Source organism: Treponema maltophilum ATCC 51939 (assembly GCF_000413055.1).
Taxonomy (GTDB): domain Bacteria; phylum Spirochaetota; class Spirochaetia; order Treponematales; family Treponemataceae; genus Treponema_C; species Treponema_C maltophilum.
The window spans coordinates 82,784-98,356 of the sequence record NZ_KE332518.1; the positions used below are offsets into that span (position 1 = coordinate 82,784).

The 15,573-nt window shown below is 47.8% G+C and carries 12 protein-coding genes; 4 read left to right on the plus strand and 8 right to left on the minus strand.

What is annotated here, in order from left to right:
• Positions 1-10: 10 nt before the first annotated feature.
• The gene (gene ptsP / locus HMPREF9194_RS00380) at positions 11-1,720 is read right to left on the minus strand and encodes a phosphoenolpyruvate--protein phosphotransferase (RefSeq protein ID WP_016524381.1); all 1,710 of its coding nucleotides are present in this window, start codon (positions 1,718-1,720) and stop codon (positions 11-13) included.
• A 162-nt stretch (positions 1,721-1,882) separates the two neighbouring features.
• On the opposite strand from ptsP, the gene HMPREF9194_RS00385 reads away from it, so the two are divergent.
• Entirely contained in the window at positions 1,883-2,755 is an 873-nt protein-coding gene (locus HMPREF9194_RS00385; RefSeq protein WP_016524382.1) for an Rpn family recombination-promoting nuclease/putative transposase, read from the plus strand.
• Between the two features lie 72 nt (positions 2,756-2,827).
• A complete protein-coding gene (locus tag HMPREF9194_RS00390) occupies positions 2,828-3,823 on the plus strand; it encodes a GerMN domain-containing protein (protein WP_169558716.1) in 996 nt (331 codons plus the stop codon).
• A 41-nt stretch (positions 3,824-3,864) separates the two neighbouring features.
• On the opposite strand, the gene HMPREF9194_RS00395 is transcribed toward HMPREF9194_RS00390, so the two are convergent.
• The 3 genes from HMPREF9194_RS00395 to dnaE all read right to left on the minus strand — a co-directional run bounded on the left by HMPREF9194_RS00395 (position 3,865) and on the right by dnaE (position 10,290).
• Positions 3,865-4,938, minus strand: coding sequence for a DUF7954 domain-containing protein (locus HMPREF9194_RS00395; RefSeq protein ID WP_016524384.1), 1,074 nt, complete (start codon positions 4,936-4,938; stop codon positions 3,865-3,867).
• Positions 4,935-6,731, minus strand: coding sequence for a proline--tRNA ligase (locus tag HMPREF9194_RS00400; protein ID WP_016524385.1), 1,797 nt, complete (start codon positions 6,729-6,731; stop codon positions 4,935-4,937). The genes HMPREF9194_RS00395 and HMPREF9194_RS00400 overlap by 4 nt, the downstream gene beginning before the upstream one ends.
• Before the next feature lie 70 nt (positions 6,732-6,801).
• Complete coding sequence (dnaE, locus tag HMPREF9194_RS00405; RefSeq protein ID WP_040846395.1) at positions 6,802-10,290, minus strand: DNA polymerase III subunit alpha; 3,489 nt, start codon at positions 10,288-10,290, stop codon at positions 6,802-6,804.
• Between the two features lie 135 nt (positions 10,291-10,425).
• On the opposite strand from dnaE, the gene rfbB reads away from it, so the two are divergent.
• Positions 10,426-11,547 (plus strand): dTDP-glucose 4,6-dehydratase, encoded by a 1,122-nt coding sequence (gene rfbB, locus HMPREF9194_RS00410; RefSeq protein ID WP_016524387.1) that lies wholly within the window; start codon positions 10,426-10,428, stop codon positions 11,545-11,547.
• A 183-nt stretch (positions 11,548-11,730) separates the two neighbouring features.
• On the opposite strand, the gene HMPREF9194_RS11705 is transcribed toward rfbB, so the two are convergent.
• The gene (locus tag HMPREF9194_RS11705; RefSeq protein WP_016524388.1) at positions 11,731-12,852 is read right to left on the minus strand and encodes an NADase-type glycan-binding domain-containing protein; all 1,122 of its coding nucleotides are present in this window, start codon (positions 12,850-12,852) and stop codon (positions 11,731-11,733) included.
• A 218-nt stretch (positions 12,853-13,070) separates the two neighbouring features.
• Here HMPREF9194_RS11705 and HMPREF9194_RS00420 point away from each other — a divergent pair, with 218 nt between their 5' ends.
• Positions 13,071-13,304 carry a hypothetical protein gene (locus HMPREF9194_RS00420; protein ID WP_040846399.1) on the plus strand — a complete coding sequence of 78 codons (234 nt, stop codon included), beginning with the start codon at positions 13,071-13,073 and terminating at the stop codon, positions 13,302-13,304.
• A 64-nt stretch (positions 13,305-13,368) separates the two neighbouring features.
• Here the strand turns inward: HMPREF9194_RS00420 and HMPREF9194_RS00425 are convergent, their stop codons facing one another.
• The 3 genes from HMPREF9194_RS00425 to HMPREF9194_RS00435 form a co-directional block, all read right to left on the minus strand.
• Positions 13,369-14,208 carry an SH3 domain-containing protein gene (locus HMPREF9194_RS00425; protein WP_016524390.1) on the minus strand — a complete coding sequence of 280 codons (840 nt, stop codon included), beginning with the start codon at positions 14,206-14,208 and terminating at the stop codon, positions 13,369-13,371.
• Between the two features lie 40 nt (positions 14,209-14,248).
• Complete coding sequence (locus tag HMPREF9194_RS00430; RefSeq protein ID WP_016524391.1) at positions 14,249-14,689, minus strand: GNAT family N-acetyltransferase; 441 nt, start codon at positions 14,687-14,689, stop codon at positions 14,249-14,251.
• A gap of 62 nt (positions 14,690-14,751) precedes the next feature.
• On the minus strand, positions 14,752-15,567 hold the full coding sequence (locus HMPREF9194_RS00435) for a hypothetical protein (protein WP_245540711.1): 816 nt from the start codon (positions 15,565-15,567) through the stop codon (positions 14,752-14,754).
• Between the last annotated feature and the right edge of the window lie 6 nt (positions 15,568-15,573).

Sequence of the window (15,573 nt, forward strand, 5' to 3'; positions counted from 1 at the left end):
GTACCTCCCCTTAAAAAAACGATTGAAGTTTTTCTTTTATTAAGCGGCCTTCTTTCGGAGAGTCCGCCCATTCTTTAAGCGATTCGATTTGTTCGAGCGTAAAGCGGGACAGAACCTCTTTTAAATCGCTTATTTTTTTCGGCGAAACGCTGAAGCTTTTTATTCCCATCGACATTAAAAGCAGCATGTTCGCACCGTTTGCCGCCATTTCGCCGCATACCGAAACGGGAATGCCGCGTTCGTGCGCCGCGCGTACCGCCGATGCAATCAGGCGCCGCACGGCCGGGTGGAGTTCGTCGAACATCGGCGCGACCAGTTCGTTTTCTCGGTCGACGCACAGCGTATATTGGGTAAGGTCGTTCGACCCGATCGAAAAAAAAGCGGCTTCGTTTGCCAATGTGTCGGCCGTAAGGGCGGCAGCCGGCGTTTCTATCATAAGTCCGAGCGGAACGTCTTTGTTGAACGGCACCGCCGAAGCGCTCAATTCGGCCTTTACTTCTTCGATGAGTTTTTGTGTTCGGTGCAGTTCGCTTATGTCGGTCAAAAGCGGAAGCATGATTTTGAGGTTGCCGTATACGCCCGCGCGCAAAAGGGCGCGAAGCTGCGTTTTAAATAATTCGGTTTCGGCAAGGCACAAACGGATTGCGCGCCGGCCGAGCAGCGGGTTTTTTTCGCCGGCGGACGGAAGATTTTTGTCGTCGATGATTTTGTCGCCGCCCGCATCCAAGGTGCGGATAACCACCGGCTTGTCTTTCATCAATTCAAGCACGGTGCAGTATTCATCGAACTGAGCTTCTTCACCCGTATCGGACGCGCCCATAAACAAAAATTCCGTGCGGAACAAACCGATGCCGTCCGCTCCTTCTTCGAGGGCGATTTCGGCTTCTTTTGCCGAACCGATGTTTGCGTATAATTTGATCGCGAATCCGTCCTTTGTGCACGCGCTTTTTCCGGAAAACGCGGCACGTTTTTCGGCGCGCGCTTTTTCTTCAATAATTTTCCGTTCGTATTCGGTGCGCGTGCTTTCGTCAGGTTGAATGAAGATTTTGCCGCTGTTGCCGTCCACAATGATTTCGTCGCCGGTGCGGGCGAGATGCGCAATGTCTTCGATGCCGAATATCATCGGAATGCCGTAGGTGCGCGCCAAAATGGCCAAATGGCTGTTTTGCGCACCCTTATGCAAAACGATTGCCGACAAGTCTTTTTTCGAAAGCAACACCGCATCCGAGGGACTTAAAAATTCCGCGCACAGGACGGCTTTGGGCGGAATATCGTCGGCTTGAAGCGGATCGTTTCCTAAAAGGTTGTCGATCAGCTTTCCGTATACGTCGATAATATCTTCCGCGCGTTCTATCAGGTAACTGTCGCCGGATGCGCGCAGTTTGTCGGCGTATTCGGCAACTTTTTTTTCAACGATCCATTCGGCGTTTTCGGCCGCTTCGTCATGTTCTTTTTTTATTTGCGCGATAAAATCGGGGTCGGAAAGCATGAGTACGTACGTTTGAAAAATGGCGGCTTGGCGCGTGTTGGTTTTGTCGATAAGCGAATTGAAGTAATCCAGCGTTTTAGTGCGGGCGTTTTCAAATCGCTGCCAATCCTGCGGAATTTCACTCGCTGCGATCGGAATTCGTTGTATCTGATGCCGGACGCGGACCGAAAGGACATAGGCCGTGCCCTTTACAAAGCCGCCCGAAGCGGAAATTCCTTGAAGCGTGTTCATTCGTAAAATATAACAGGCATTGGGCGCGCTGTCAAATGGTCGGAAGACAACAGAGATTCAATAAAAAATATTGATTAAGAGAAAAACTCCGTTTTTTTCATTCTCTGCGCCTATAACATAGGTGAGCAATTATTTGCTCATCTATGTTCCAAGGAGGCGCGTATGGACTATCTTCCCCGTCACAAAAGTGTAGAGGAGCTGACCTTTACCGATGACTTTATGTTCGGTACTATTATGAAAAACAAACCTATCTGTAAAGGGATTCTTGAGCGCTTACTGCATATCAAAGTCGGCAAAATTGAATATCCGTCTTTGCAAAAGACAATCGCCCCGTTTTACGAAAGCAAAGGTATTCGCCTCGACGTCTATGTTGCCGAAACTTCCCGTGTTTTCGATATTGAAATTCAAACATCAATTCCGCCAGACCTGCCCAAACGCACACGTTATTACCAAAGTCTTATGGACGTCGATAACTTGCTGCGCGGTCAAAGTTATACAGAACTCAAAGACAGTTATGTTATCTTTATCTGCACGCAGGATCCGTTCGGCAAGGGTCTCGCCGTATACACCTTTGAAAATACATGCAGAGAAGACGGCGGTCTTTTCCTTGATGACAGAACAACAAAAGTGTTCTATAATGTGAGTGCATACGGCAAAGAAAAAGACGATGAATTACATGCATTGCTGCGCTATCTTTGCAAAAAACAGGCAACAAGTCATTTTACGCAGAATATCGATGCACTTGTTGAGAGTACAAAAAACAACGAAAGGTTCAGGAGCTTGTATATGTCATTGAATATTCATAAAGATGATTTAATCAGGCAAGGTTCCCTTATAGGCGAGAAAATCGGCTTTGAAAAGGGCGTTGTTGCCGGTATACGTAAGGGTAGAAGCGAAGGTGTTGCACAAGGCTTTTCCGATGGGTCGCGCCAGAAAGCCTTACAAGATGCAGGTAATCTAAAACATCTTGGTGTTGCAATCGATATTATCACTCAGGCCACCGGTCTTTCCAAGCAGGAAGTGGAAAAGATCTAAAAATACTGAGTTCTGTGTCTACGAAATACGGCGGTCTGTACAAAAAAGGGTGCTTGGATTATACTCATGGGCATGAAAGATTCGTCGGGCAAAAAGCATAACGGAATTGCAGCCGCCTTTTGGATTGCGGTTGCGGTAGCTCTGGTGATTGCCTTTTTGGTAAAGCAGGACCACATTATCGGCGTTTTAAAAGAAACCGCCTTTTTCGAACACGTATTCGGCCGGGAACCGGATTTTATCGCCCGCCACGAAACTTCTTCACAGAATAAAACGGACGACATGCAGTCGGGCGAAACCATCGTTCTCGAAAAAGAACAACCGCAAAAAGAGCAGGCGCAGACACAAAAGGAGCAAGCGCAGGGCGCTTCTTCCGGCGCTCCGGGAAATCTTTTGCCGAGCGACCGCGCTTCATCGGCAGGCGCGGAACGGTCAGGTTCGGCAGCGGGCGTTCCGTCTTCCGCCGCGGCAAATTCATCCGCTCCGGTTTCTTCGCCGGCTGCAGGCTCCGCAAAGTCCGGCGCCGCAAAAACCCCTTCCGCAGAAAAGACCGCTTCCGGTACAAAGGACAAAAGCGCCGCTTCATCGGCAGCGAAACCCGCAGCTTCTCAGGCAGCCGCTTCCGAAGCGAAGCCCGCCGCACCTGCGAAAATGAATCAATATTTGTGCTTTATCGCCATAGGCGCCGACGGTTTTGTGGAGCGCAAAGAGGTGAACCGCGCGGTTCCCAAAACGAACACGCCGCTTACGGCGGCGCTTACCGCTCTTCTTGAAGGGCCGGGGATTCCCGAACTCGAAAAGGGCTACATATCGCTCATTCCCGCCGGCACAAAACTTTTGTCCGCATCGGTACAAAACAAAACGGCGTACATCAACTTCAGCCAGGAATTCGCCTTTAACAAATACGGCGAACAGGGCTATTTGGGGCAGCTCATGCAAGTGGTCTACACCGCGACGGCCTTCGGTACGATCGACAATGTGCAGTTTTTAATTGACGGAGAAAAGAACGAATACTTGGGCAGCGAAGGCGTGTGGATCGGAACGCCGCTGGCGCGTTACAACTTTAAATAGGCGCAACTTTCAATAACGGCGGACGTTAAACGAGTCGAACCTTACGGCGCGGCGAAGGTTTCGTTCATAAGCCGGTTAAAATAAGTTTTGTGTGCCGAATAATATTCGGCGAATATTTTAAATCCGGTTATTTCGAAAACCGTACGCTCTTTCTTTTTGATGATTTGAATGTCGTACACAAAGCGATGCGAGGCTTGGTCGTAAATGCAGTTTGCCAAAAAAAGTCCCGCCCCCGAAAAAACACGGCTTTGTTTTTCAAAACAGACAAGGGTGTCGTTTCCCGCTCCGGAAAGCCGTGCGGCAAAGAGGTGGAAGGGGCCGTAAGCTTTTTCGTCAAAGGCGTTTTCTTCCGTTTGCAAAAAATCCGTATACATGAGCGCTTCGCTTTCCCAAAACCAAAAATTGTCGGTAATTTGACGCAAAAGACCGTCCATCGTTTCGCGCTCCGTTTGCACAAGGGTTTCGGAACCGGAAGAAAATGCGTCGACCGGCTTGACGGAATCGGCGTTTTCGGGCAGTCCCTTAAATGCCGAAAAAGCGGTGTCCGACGAAGAAGAAAGGGCGCCGACCGTTACGGCGCCGAAGATGGTTTTGCCGCTTTCGTTTTTGATTTCGCACAGGTTAAAAATCGGCACGGCAAAATCATAGATAAAGGTACATTTTCCGCCGAAAAGCGCCGCCTCTTCGGTTTTTGTACAGCGCTCCATGCGCGCAGCCTTTGCGCCGAATTCGGCCTTATCGAGCTTTTTGCGGCGTGAAGCGAATTCGTAAAACAAATCGTGCAGGTAATTGAGCGTATCGGCGTCTTCGGGCTTAAGCGTTTCCAAAACCTTTTCGCCCGTCATCGAAACGTAATCTTTATTTGTGTCGAGCGATATGAATACGTTAAGTTCTTTTGAACCGCGTTCGGCGCGGGGCGAATAAAAGCGGATCGCGTAGGTGCCTTCGTCGTACTGCAAAAAACCGATGTATGCACCGGCTGCATTCGCGCTATCGCGATAATAGACGTACCGCCCCGATTCGGTCGGCAAAAAGTCCGCAACGCCGGGCAGCGCCGAAAGAACCTGCGCTGAAAGCAAAAGAGCCGCGCACAGAAAAAGCGGGATTTTTTTCATATGCGGATATCGGAACAATCGTTCAGCCTTTGCAATGCTTCTTTTACGAACGTTGCGGCAAAATCCGCCGCTTCCTGCGGCGTCATTAAAACACTTTCTCCCGTTTTTCGCTGTTTGACTTCGACTTTCGGCAGGTTTTTGCCGCCGACGACAATCTGCAGCGGAATGCCCAAAAGATCCATGTCTTTGAATTTGACGCCGGGGCGTTCATTGCGGTCGTCCAAAAGCGTTTCCAAGCCTTTTTGCTGCAGGGCTTCGTACAAAAGGTCGGCCGCCGTTTTCATATCGTCTTCGTAGCGCACGGGTACGACGGCAACCTGATAAGGCGCGGCCGTCATCGGCCATACGATTCCGTTATCGTCGTGGTGTTCTTCGATAATCGAAGCCAGCGCGCGGTCAACGCCGATGCCGTAGCAGCCCATAAGCGGGAGGCGCTGTTTACCGTTTTCGTCCAAAAAGACGGCGTTTAAGGATTTGCTGTATTTATCGCCGAGTTTGAAAATATGGCCCAGTTCGTTGCCTTTTTTTGAATACAGGACGGCACCGCAGTTCGGGCATAGGTCGCCTTCTTTTACCGTGCGCACGTCGGCTCGGATAAAGGGAATAAAATCGCGGACGGGTTCCACATGGCGGAAGTGAACGTCGGTTTTTAAGGCACCGACGACCGCGTCGTGCATGTGCATGACGGTTTCATCGGCAATGACGGGAACCGTGTTTAAGCCGACGGGCCCTGCAAAACCTACCGGCGCGCCGGTTATGCGCTCGACCTCGCCGTTGGATGCAAGTTCGACGCTTCCGGCTTTTAAAAGCGAAGCGAGCTTCGCTTCGTTTACGTCCAAATCGCCGCGTATACATACGGCAACGAAAAAGGTTGCGCCCTTTTGAGCGCCCGGCGCGCCGCTCATGTCCGTTTCGGAATTATCGACGCGGTAAATAAGCGTTTTTATGAATTTTTTCGGATCCGTGTTCAAAAAGGCCGTCAGTTCTTCTATGGTTTTAACATTCGGCGTTTGCACTTCTTCGGCCGGCAAAGGCGCTTGAGTGCAGTCTTCTTCATTTATCGCGCCGTAATCGGGCGCACACGACGCTTTTTCCGTATTTGCCGCATACGAACATTTAGGGCACAGCATGAGCGTGTCGTCGCCGACTTCGCTTTCGACCATGAATTCTTCCGACCCCGTTCCCCCGATAAGCCCCGAATCGGCGCGTACGGGAATGACGGTTAAGCCCAGCCGTTTAAAAATCCGCCGGTAGGCAAGAGCAAAGTCGTTGTATACGGCGTCGAGACTTTCCTCGTCCGTATGGAACGAATACGCGTCTTTCATCGTGAATTCTCTGCCGCGCATAACGCCGTAGCGGGGACGAATTTCGTCCCGGAATTTGGTGTTTATTTGGTACAAAATAAGCGGTAATTGTTTATATGAAGACAGTTCGTCTTTTACAATCGCGGTAAACGCTTCTTCGGCGGTCGGGCTTATGACGAGTTCCTGATCCAAGCGGTTTTTCGCCCTCAGCAAACCTGCTCCCATGGAATCCCAGCGGCCGGACGCGCGCCACAATTCTCCCGGAACGACAACCGGCGGTTTGCATTCGAGCCCGCCGATGCGGTCCATTTCTTCCCGAATAATCTGTTCGACTTTGCGGAAACAGCGCGTTCCCAGCGGAAGATAAAAGAACAGGCCGTTGCCCAATTTGCGCATAAGACCGGCGCGCAGCATAAGCTGATGGCTTGCGATAACCGCTTCCGACGGAACCTCTCTGAGCGTGGAAATCATGGTTTGCGAAGTTTTCATAAAGCCGATTATAATCCGAAATGCGGCTTTTATGGAAGAGGCTCTTTCGTTCGTTCTTAATTTAACGGTTCTATTCTTTCCACACGCTTTCAACAAAGGCGTAGCTTTCCAATTCACGGATAAAATCGTCGCCGGAAGAAACGCCGGTTAAAGCGCTCGCTTTTACCGTGTATTTTTTGTGCGCCGTTTCCATATGGAAAAAGACGGAACAGGGACCGTCCGAGCCGATAATCGCATCCTGAAATTTGTTCAGCTGCTGCTGATTTATGAGCGGCGAAGAAAGCTTTATGTGAATTTCTTTTACGGATTTTTCTTTTAAATTGTCGATGTCCAAAAGTTCGTCGACGAGGAACGAGGGCGGTTCGCGCGAAAAATCCATTTTGCCGCTCACGGCGATAATCGCGTCTTCGGTTACCCTTTCCCGGCAGCGCTCCCATACTTTCGGGAAAAAAGTAAGGTCGACCGAACCGGCCAAATCTTCAAGTTTGGCAAAGGACATAGGCTGCCCTTTTTTGGTCATAATCGTGCGCAGTTCTTTTACGATGCCGAGCATGCTGTAGGTTTTTTGACCTTGAGCCTGCGGAGCCGCGTCGGTTGTGAGCGTTACGGAACGTTCGATTGTTTTGCGGTACGGATCGAGCGGATGCCCGGAAATATAAAAGCCGATAAGTTCTTTTTCGATGCGCAGCTTTTCCAAAAAGGGATAATCTTCCGAGTTTTCAAAGGTAAAGTCGGCAAATTCCTGCACGCCGGAATCTTCGAATAAGCTTACCTGACCGAATTTTCCGTCCGCTTTTTTGTTTTCGCAATAGGCAACGGCGCGCTCCGCATTTTGCAGCAGGGTGGGACGGTTTATGCCCAAGTTATCGAAGCAGCCGGTTTGAATCAACACTTCAAGCGCGCGCTTGTTTACGGTGTGCAAGTCGACCCGCTCCAAAAAATCGATAAAACTTTTAAACGGGCCGTCGTTTTTGCGCTGCAACAAAATCTCGTCGGCTGCTGCATCTCCCAAGCCCTTTATGCCCAAAAGCCCGTAGACGATGCGTCCGTCCACAACGTCGAAAACCTTATCCGAGCGGTTTACGTCCGGCGGATCTATGGCAAGGCCCATCGAGCGGCCTTCGGCAATGTATACGGGAAGCTTGTCGGTACTCGAAATTTCGTTCGTCAGGTTGGCCGCAATAAATTCGGCGGGAAAATTCGCTTTAAGATAGGCCGTGCGGTATGCAACGACCGAATAGGCCGCCGCATGGCTTTTGTTGAATCCGTAGCCGGCAAAGGGAACCAGAATATCGAAGATTTCTCCGGCATGAGCTTCGGAAAATCCGTTTTTTACGGCGCCCGCAACGAATTTGGAGCGCTCTTTTACCATAACTTCCTGTTTTTTCTTTCCCATGGCGCGGCGCAAAATATCGGCTTCGCCCAAACTGTAGCCGGCTATGCGCTGAGCAACCTGCATAACCTGTTCCTGATACACGATAACGCCGTAGGTTTCTTCGAGAATATCCTTTAAGCACGGATCCGGATAATGGATGGTGGACGAATCGAATTTGCCGGCGACAAAGTCGTCGATGTACGCCATGGGGCCGGGACGGTACAGGGCATTCAACGCGATAAGATCTTCGATGCGGCGCGGTTTTGCAAGTTTTAAAACCTTTTGCATACCGGCACTTTCAAACTGGAACACCGCAGCAGTTTGCCCCGCACAAAACAGGTCGAAGGTTTTTTGATCCGTTTCGCTTACGTGCTCGGCGCTGAAATTTTCGAAGCCCGGTCGTTTTTGAATAATACGCTCAGCGTATTTTATAAGGGTGAGCGTTTTTAAGCCCAAATAATCCATCTTAACCAAGCCGCACGGCTCGATAATATCCATCGTGTATTGAACGGCAACCTTGCCCGTTTTGCCGTCCTTGTACACCGGCGCCCATTCCGGCAGTTCGCTTTTGCCGATAACGATGCCCGATGCGTGCAAGCTCGTGTTGCGGTTTATATCTTCCAGCTTAAAACACAAATCGAACAGTTCTTTGTAGCGCGGATCTTCGCGGTATTGGGCGAGCTGACCGCCGTCGGGGTATTTTTCGGTAGGAGGATTGAACGCGTCGGAAAGGTGTACTTTGGGGCCTTCGGGAATAAGCTTTGTCAGCATATTCACTTCGCTGAGCGGAATATTCAACACGCGCCCGACATCTTTTATGACGGCCTTCGCTTTGAGCGTACCGAAGGTAACGATGTGCCCGACCTGCGGATCGCCGTATTTTTGCCGCGTATACTCGATAACGTCCTGCCTGCCTTCGAAGCACAGGTCTATATCAAAGTCGGGCATACTCACGCGTTCGGGGTTCAAAAAGCGTTCGAAGATAAGCTTGTAGCGGAAGGGGTCTATGTCGGTAATGGTCATCGCGTACGCGACGAGAGAGCCCGCTCCCGAACCGCGGCCGGGGCCGACCGGAACGTTGTGTTGTTTTGCCCATGCGATAAAATCCCACACAATCAAAAAATAGCCGGCAAAGCCCATTTCGAAAATAACCTTCAGCTCGTGTTCGGCGCGTTCGGTAATTTCGTCGGTTATATTTCCGTAGCGTTTTTTTAAGCCCTCGTATACGAGGTGGCGCACGTAATCTTCCTGCGTTTTAAATTCGTCCGGAATTCGGTATACGGGCAGGCAGTCTTTCAGTTGTTCGGTTTTGTACTGGGGAATCGTAAGGTCTACCATATCCGCAATGCGCTTTGTGTTCGCAATCAGTTCGGGATGATCGGGAAACAGGCCGCGCATTTGCTCTTCGCTTTTCATATAGAATTGGTGGCCTTCGTAGCGCATGCGGTTTGTGTCGCTGCGCAGCTTTTTGGTACCGATGCATAAAAGCACGTCCTGTGCAACCCAGTCTTCGGGGTACACATAGTGAACGTCGTTCGTTACAACCATCGGAACATTCATGTGCTCGGCAATGGCCATGAGCAGCGGCGCGACGCGCTTTTGATCTTCCAAGCCGTGGTTTTGCAATTCAATAAAAAAGTTTTCTTTGCCGAATATGCTTTGATACAGCACAATCATTTCTTCGGCTTCTTTGTTTTGCCCCGCAAGCAAAAGGCGCGGAAGCTGCCCGGCCAAACATGCCGACGTACACACCAAACCTCTTGAATAGCGTTTGAGCAGCTCGACGTCGATGCGCGGTTTGTAGTAAAAACCTTCGGTAAAGGCGCGCGAATTGAGCATGCACAGATTTTTATAGCCTTCCACGTCTTTTGCGATGAGGATCAGGTGATAGTATTTATTGCCCTGCTCGGTACCCGTGCGCTCGTGCCGGCTGCCGCCTGCAACGTAGAATTCGCAGCCGACAAGCGGTTTTATGCCCGCTTTATGGCATTCCTGCTCGAAACGCAATGAACCGAACATATTGCCGTGGTCGGTAAGCGCCAAAGCCTGAAAGCCCAGTTCCTTTGCACGTTTTATTAAAACGGGAATACGGGATGCCGCGTCCAAAAGCGAATAGTCGGAATGCACATGCAAATGCACAAATTCGGCCGGCTTGGGCGATTGAGAATTTTCTTCGTTTTGCATGAGCTGTTCCACCGCAGATTCCTCCCGTTTGTTGAGCTGTACGGTTCAGTATAATCCAAAAGGCGGCATCGGACAAGCGCGGAATTTCAAAACCTGCGCTTGTTCCGGCGTATTTGTTGTGTTATACTCGATCGCATGGAAAGACGTTTACGCAATATTTTGGTTACCGGCGGCGCGGGGTTTATCGGCAGCAATTTTATTCACTACCTGTTCGATAAAACGCCTTTTACGGGCAGAATCGTCAATGCCGACAGCCTTACTTACTGCGGCAACCTTGAAAACCTTGCCGACATAGAGCGCCGCTTCGGTTCGAACGGAACCGACGAAAAAGGACGCTATGTGTTTTGCAAAGCCGACATTTGCGATGCCTCTGTGCAGGATAAATTGTTCGCCGATTACGATATAGATACGGTCGTGCATTTTGCGGCCGAAAGTCACGTAGACCGTTCGATTGCCGGCCCGCAAGCCTTTGTGCGCACAAACGTTGAAGGAACTTTTACCCTGCTCGAATGCGCGCGACGCCGCTGGACGCTCAAAGACGGTTCCATGCGCTCCGACGTGCTTTTTCATCATATAAGCACCGACGAAGTGTTCGGCTCTTTGGGACAAGACGGCTATTTTACCGAAACGACAGCCTATGCGCCGCGCAGTCCGTATTCGGCAAGCAAGGCGGCCTCCGACCATTTGGCGCTCGCCTGGCACAGCACCTACGGACTTCCCGTAACGCTTTCGAACTGCTCGAACAATTACGGCCCCTACCAATTCCCCGAAAAGCTCATTCCGCTTATGATTTTAAACATTCGGGAAAAAAAAGAGCTTCCCGTCTACGGCGACGGCAAAAACATCCGCGATTGGCTTTTTGTCGAAGACCACAACAGCGCCGTGTGGCTCATTTTAAACAAGGGTAGAGCCGGACAAACCTACAATATCGGCGGAGAAAACGAATGGGAAAACATCCGCCTTTTGCGCAAGCTGATTGAGCTGACCGCCGAAAAGTTGCAGGAAAAGGGAACCCCCGTATCCGCCGCCGACATCGAAAAAACGATCCGCTTTGTCGCCGACCGTCCCGGCCACGACCGCCGCTACGCCATCGATTGTTCAAAAATCAAAAAAGAATTGGGCTGGCAGCGCTCCGTCGGTTTTGAGGAAGGCTTAAAAAAGACGGTCGCGTGGTACATCGAAAATCCCGCATGGATCCGCAGCGTTAAAACCGGCTCGTACCGCAACTGGCTCGAGCAAAACTATACGAATCGGTAAACACGGCTTGCCGCACACCTTCATGTATGATATTTACTCTCTCGCGGCACGCTTGTCCGGTCGCACCGTTTTCTGTCGAAAACGGTGCTTACCGAGTTTTTTGCGTATGCAAAAAACTCGCGGACACTCTGCATATCTTAGATACCTTGGCTGATATATTTACTCTTCTGCTGTGTAAAATATTTACTCTTGCACATTTTGCTTTTTTGTTCTGTCCCGCTCTTCCTGTTTTTTCTTATCACGTTCAATTTGCCAGCCGTACAATATTCTTTCCGTCATCCCTTCTTCGGCATATTTAAGATACTCCCGTGCAAGGTCGGTGTTTGCCGTTTTTAATATGTCGGGGTTTACCCACAGTCCCGATATAGCCATATCTTCCCATTTTTCTCCGTCGTACACATCCGTAACCGTCAGTTTTACTTTCGTTACCTGTTTGGGAAAATCAATCTGTGCAAAATGCACATAATCTTTAAAAGTATATTCAAAATCGAAACCGTCGCCTTGCACCCGTACCGTTTTCATTCGCGCGTTCATTTTATACAGATGCGGCCTATCCGTATCTACAAATCCGTTTAAAACCACCAGATTATCCGAGGGAATATGAAAATCTATATCCAATACCAAACCCTTTCCGTTCCCCTCAGCCCCTTCTACCATGGGAGTAGAATCGTTTATAAAGAATGCCGAAACATCTGAAGATTTATCTATACACATGAGAAACCAACGGAACCGCAGCATATCATCATCATACACTACTCGTTGTCCCTTAACCATTTCCGCTAAAAACGGAGCGGACATCTTAACACTCTTAACCACATTCGGCATTATCCACGTATAATCGAGCAAATCGGAATATCTATCTGAAAACGAATCGTAGCTATCTTTAAGTAAATCTTTTCGAAGCTCGATAAATTCTTTATTTATTTTTTCTGAGGTTATGATAAAATTGTTTTGACTGGTAAAAAATCCTCCTCCCTCAATAACTATGCCATATGTTTTATCAAAATCCACTCTTTGATACAAATCAGTATTTATATGTATATCTTTTCTATCTAATCTATAGCTTATTACTTCATATACAACATAGATATACTTATCGTCACCAACAAAACACGGAAAAGAAGTGAACTCTCCTGTCGTTCCGTCAATAGAATATAGATCCTTTTCGGTAGAAAATAAATACGGTTGTTTATAGCGATGTTGATACTGAAAATATGTAGAAGGAGGGAAAAACCATACATTCTCCGCATACAGGAACGATGCCGATAAACATATACAGAATATACAGATTTGTTTTAGTTTCATACAAACACTCCTTATCGATACACCCATTCAAGGATAGCACGGTCTTTCCCGGTTTGCAAGATGCGTAAATAAAGATTAAAACACGGGGGATTATTCATGCGTCCCCGGCGAAAAACATAATTTGTCAGGAGTTATAAAACTTGACGGAACAAACGGTATTACATATAATATTATAATGGACGACAGGCTAATAGTGCTTGATACAAATGTATTATTATATGAGTACTTTAAGCATTAGAATTCCCGATTCAATTCACGGGAAAGTAAAAGAAATATCCAAGACAGATAATATTTCAATAAATCAGTTTATTGCCTCGGCCGTCGGAGAAAAAATAGCAGCATTGGAAACCGAAAACTATTTACACGAAAGAGCCAAACGGGCATCCGAACAAAAGGTCAAAAAAATCTTACTAAAAATACCCGACGCTCCTCCCGATATCCGGGATCGGTAAAAAAATATCACTAAATGCAATTTGCGAAGTTTGGAATTAACACCTTCCAAGATAAAACTTAGTTTCAAACTTGGTTCTTCGGCGGCCGGTCGTCATCCGGTGTTACAAATTGATTTGTATATTCACTGCCGTCCTTTTCAAAGGCTTCTTTTAACATCTGTATATCTTCATCAAAAAAATAAATCTTTACAAAACCGCCGAATACCCAGCCTTCATTTCCGTCTTCCAATCTGGTTTTATACCATGGAAATTGAAGATTTTCTATTGAATCTTTTTTATCGGTACAGTCAATAAGATAAATATCATCAAATTTATTAAGTTTTCCTATTATTTTTGTTTCAGGTTTTGCGTTCGGCGCTTCCCGTACCCGCAAATTATCGGTTATTACAAGCGCACGGCAGCTTGCCTGTTCGGATATTACTTTTTTAGTTATTTCGTTTTTCGTCTCGTCTTTTAGTCTTTCTTCTATTTGTTTTTTTGTGATTGAAACGGTTTCTTTTTTAGGATATTCATAACCTCTAAAAGAAGGAGTCCCATACAAATTGAATCCGCAGGTTACATATGAAACATACACAATATCTCTTTCTATTCTATGTGAATCATATTGAAAAAATATATACGACCGTCCAAAATTGCAAGTCCATTTACCGTATTCGTTAGCTACGGAACCGCCATACGAGCCGTTTTTATTCAACAAATGAAATGAAAATTCATTATTGTTTATTAAATCCTCTATAGATATAGAAGATTCCGAATTCTCTTGTACAGGAGACGGCTCTGTGCCGGATTCGGCTGTTTGTGCCGTATGCGGTTTTACGCAGCCGATTAAAATTAAATTGAACAACAGCAACAAAAAGAATTTTGCCATTTTTCTTTGTTTCTCATACGGCAACTTGGTTTTCATCTAATGACTCCCCGTAATTGACTTTTGTAAGGCAGTCCTTTTATTCCAGCCGCATATCGAAGGCTTTTTTTGTGCCGCCGTCGAAGCCGATTTTTTCGTAAAACGCATGGGCGCCCGTTCGTTTTATGCCGCTTTGGAGCATTACTTTGTAGCAGCCGCTCTCTTTTGCTTTGCGCACGGCCATGCCGATAACTTCTTTTCCGAGGCCGCGATTACGGTACTGCTCGTCGGTTACGACGTTTTCGATAAGGCACAGCGGACGGGCAAAGCTTGTAATGTTCGGGACGATAACGGCGCAACATGCGCCAACAACCTTTCCGTTATCGACCGCACCGAAATACACGATTTTGTCATCCCGTTCGATTTCGTTCCATGCGGCTTTGATTTTGTCGGGATCCGCTTTGCGCATGTCGGCGTCGAGTTGTGCATACAAATCGATCAGCGATTCCAAGTCCGCGCCCGTCAATTTTCTGAATTCCATACTTTTATACCCATCCTCCATGCACAGGTTTTAATACTGCAAAACACCTCGATATTATTTGTTTACGCCGCTTGAGAGGAACGATCTTTTGGAATCGGAATTTCCGTGTTGCCGAATATGATTTTTTCTATCGAATCTTTTTCGGCCGCGTCGAGTCTGAGCCGCAGTTCGGATTTACCCGTCGGAATATTCATCGAAGCGCCGTCTTTTCTGTAGGTCGGAAGGAAAAACGTAAAAATCCACGGAATAGTTGAAAGCCCCGAATCGTCGATGATAAACACGGGTATGTAGTTTCCGTTTACGTCTTTTCCGAAAATCAGCTGCTCTTTATTTATCTTTCGGTACGGAATTTTCTTTGAAGCATCCAACGGATTGTCAATCGACAACAGTATTTCAAATATTTTTTTCCCGTTCGTATCCGCAAAATCGAAGGTATCCCGTTCGTCTTTATCGATTTCCCGTATGGAAACGAAGGAAACGGAAAGCCGGTTTATTTTGTTGAGCAGCGCCTTATTCCAGCCTTTTTTTATGCCTTCGTATGAATGCTCCGCAATATTTGCCGTCGCTTCTCCGGCGCTTTCGGCGATTTTATCCGCGAGCGGATCGCCGTTTATCAAAGCTTTTGTTCCGATAACTATCGCGCATGAAAAAAAGACAATCCACAACAATGCGGAAACAGCGAAACTTATTACGATTTTCTTTTTCGGCTGTTTTTTTACCGCTTTCACTATGAGCAAAATGATGAATATCCAAAACAATAGTCCGGTAACCGTTGCAAGCAGTCCGAACAGAATCGCGGCAATCATGAGTGCACCTCCCGCGTCTTGTATCATACCTGAAAAATCGTTCAGCCGCAACACACCTTTTTGTATTGACATTGTCAA

Bases quoted from the DNA above. Each gene is read 5' to 3' on its own strand.
- HMPREF9194_RS00395 (WP_016524384.1), bottom strand. From the start codon at position 4,938: ATGAAAAAAATCCCGCTTTTTCTGTGCGCGGCTCTTTTGCTTTCAGCG.
- dnaE (WP_040846395.1), bottom strand. From the start codon at position 10,290: ATGCAAAACGAAGAAAATTCTCAATCGCCCAAGCCGGCCGAATTTGTG.
- HMPREF9194_RS00425 (WP_016524390.1), bottom strand. From the start codon at position 14,208: ATGAAAACCAAGTTGCCGTATGAGAAACAAAGAAAAATGGCAAAATTC.
- HMPREF9194_RS00435 (WP_245540711.1), bottom strand. From the start codon at position 15,567: ATGTCAATACAAAAAGGTGTGTTGCGGCTGAACGATTTTTCAGGTATG.
- HMPREF9194_RS00430 (WP_016524391.1), bottom strand. From the start codon at position 14,689: ATGGAATTCAGAAAATTGACGGGCGCGGACTTGGAATCGCTGATCGAT.
- HMPREF9194_RS00390 (WP_169558716.1), top strand. From the start codon at position 2,828: ATGAAAGATTCGTCGGGCAAAAAGCATAACGGAATTGCAGCCGCCTTT.
- HMPREF9194_RS11705 (WP_016524388.1), bottom strand. From the start codon at position 12,852: ATGAAACTAAAACAAATCTGTATATTCTGTATATGTTTATCGGCATCG.
- rfbB (WP_016524387.1), top strand. From the start codon at position 10,426: ATGGAAAGACGTTTACGCAATATTTTGGTTACCGGCGGCGCGGGGTTT.
- HMPREF9194_RS00385 (WP_016524382.1), top strand. From the start codon at position 1,883: ATGGACTATCTTCCCCGTCACAAAAGTGTAGAGGAGCTGACCTTTACC.
- HMPREF9194_RS00420 (WP_040846399.1), top strand. From the start codon at position 13,071: ATGAGTACTTTAAGCATTAGAATTCCCGATTCAATTCACGGGAAAGTA.
- ptsP (WP_016524381.1), bottom strand. From the start codon at position 1,720: ATGAACACGCTTCAAGGAATTTCCGCTTCGGGCGGCTTTGTAAAGGGC.
- HMPREF9194_RS00400 (WP_016524385.1), bottom strand. From the start codon at position 6,731: ATGAAAACTTCGCAAACCATGATTTCCACGCTCAGAGAGGTTCCGTCG.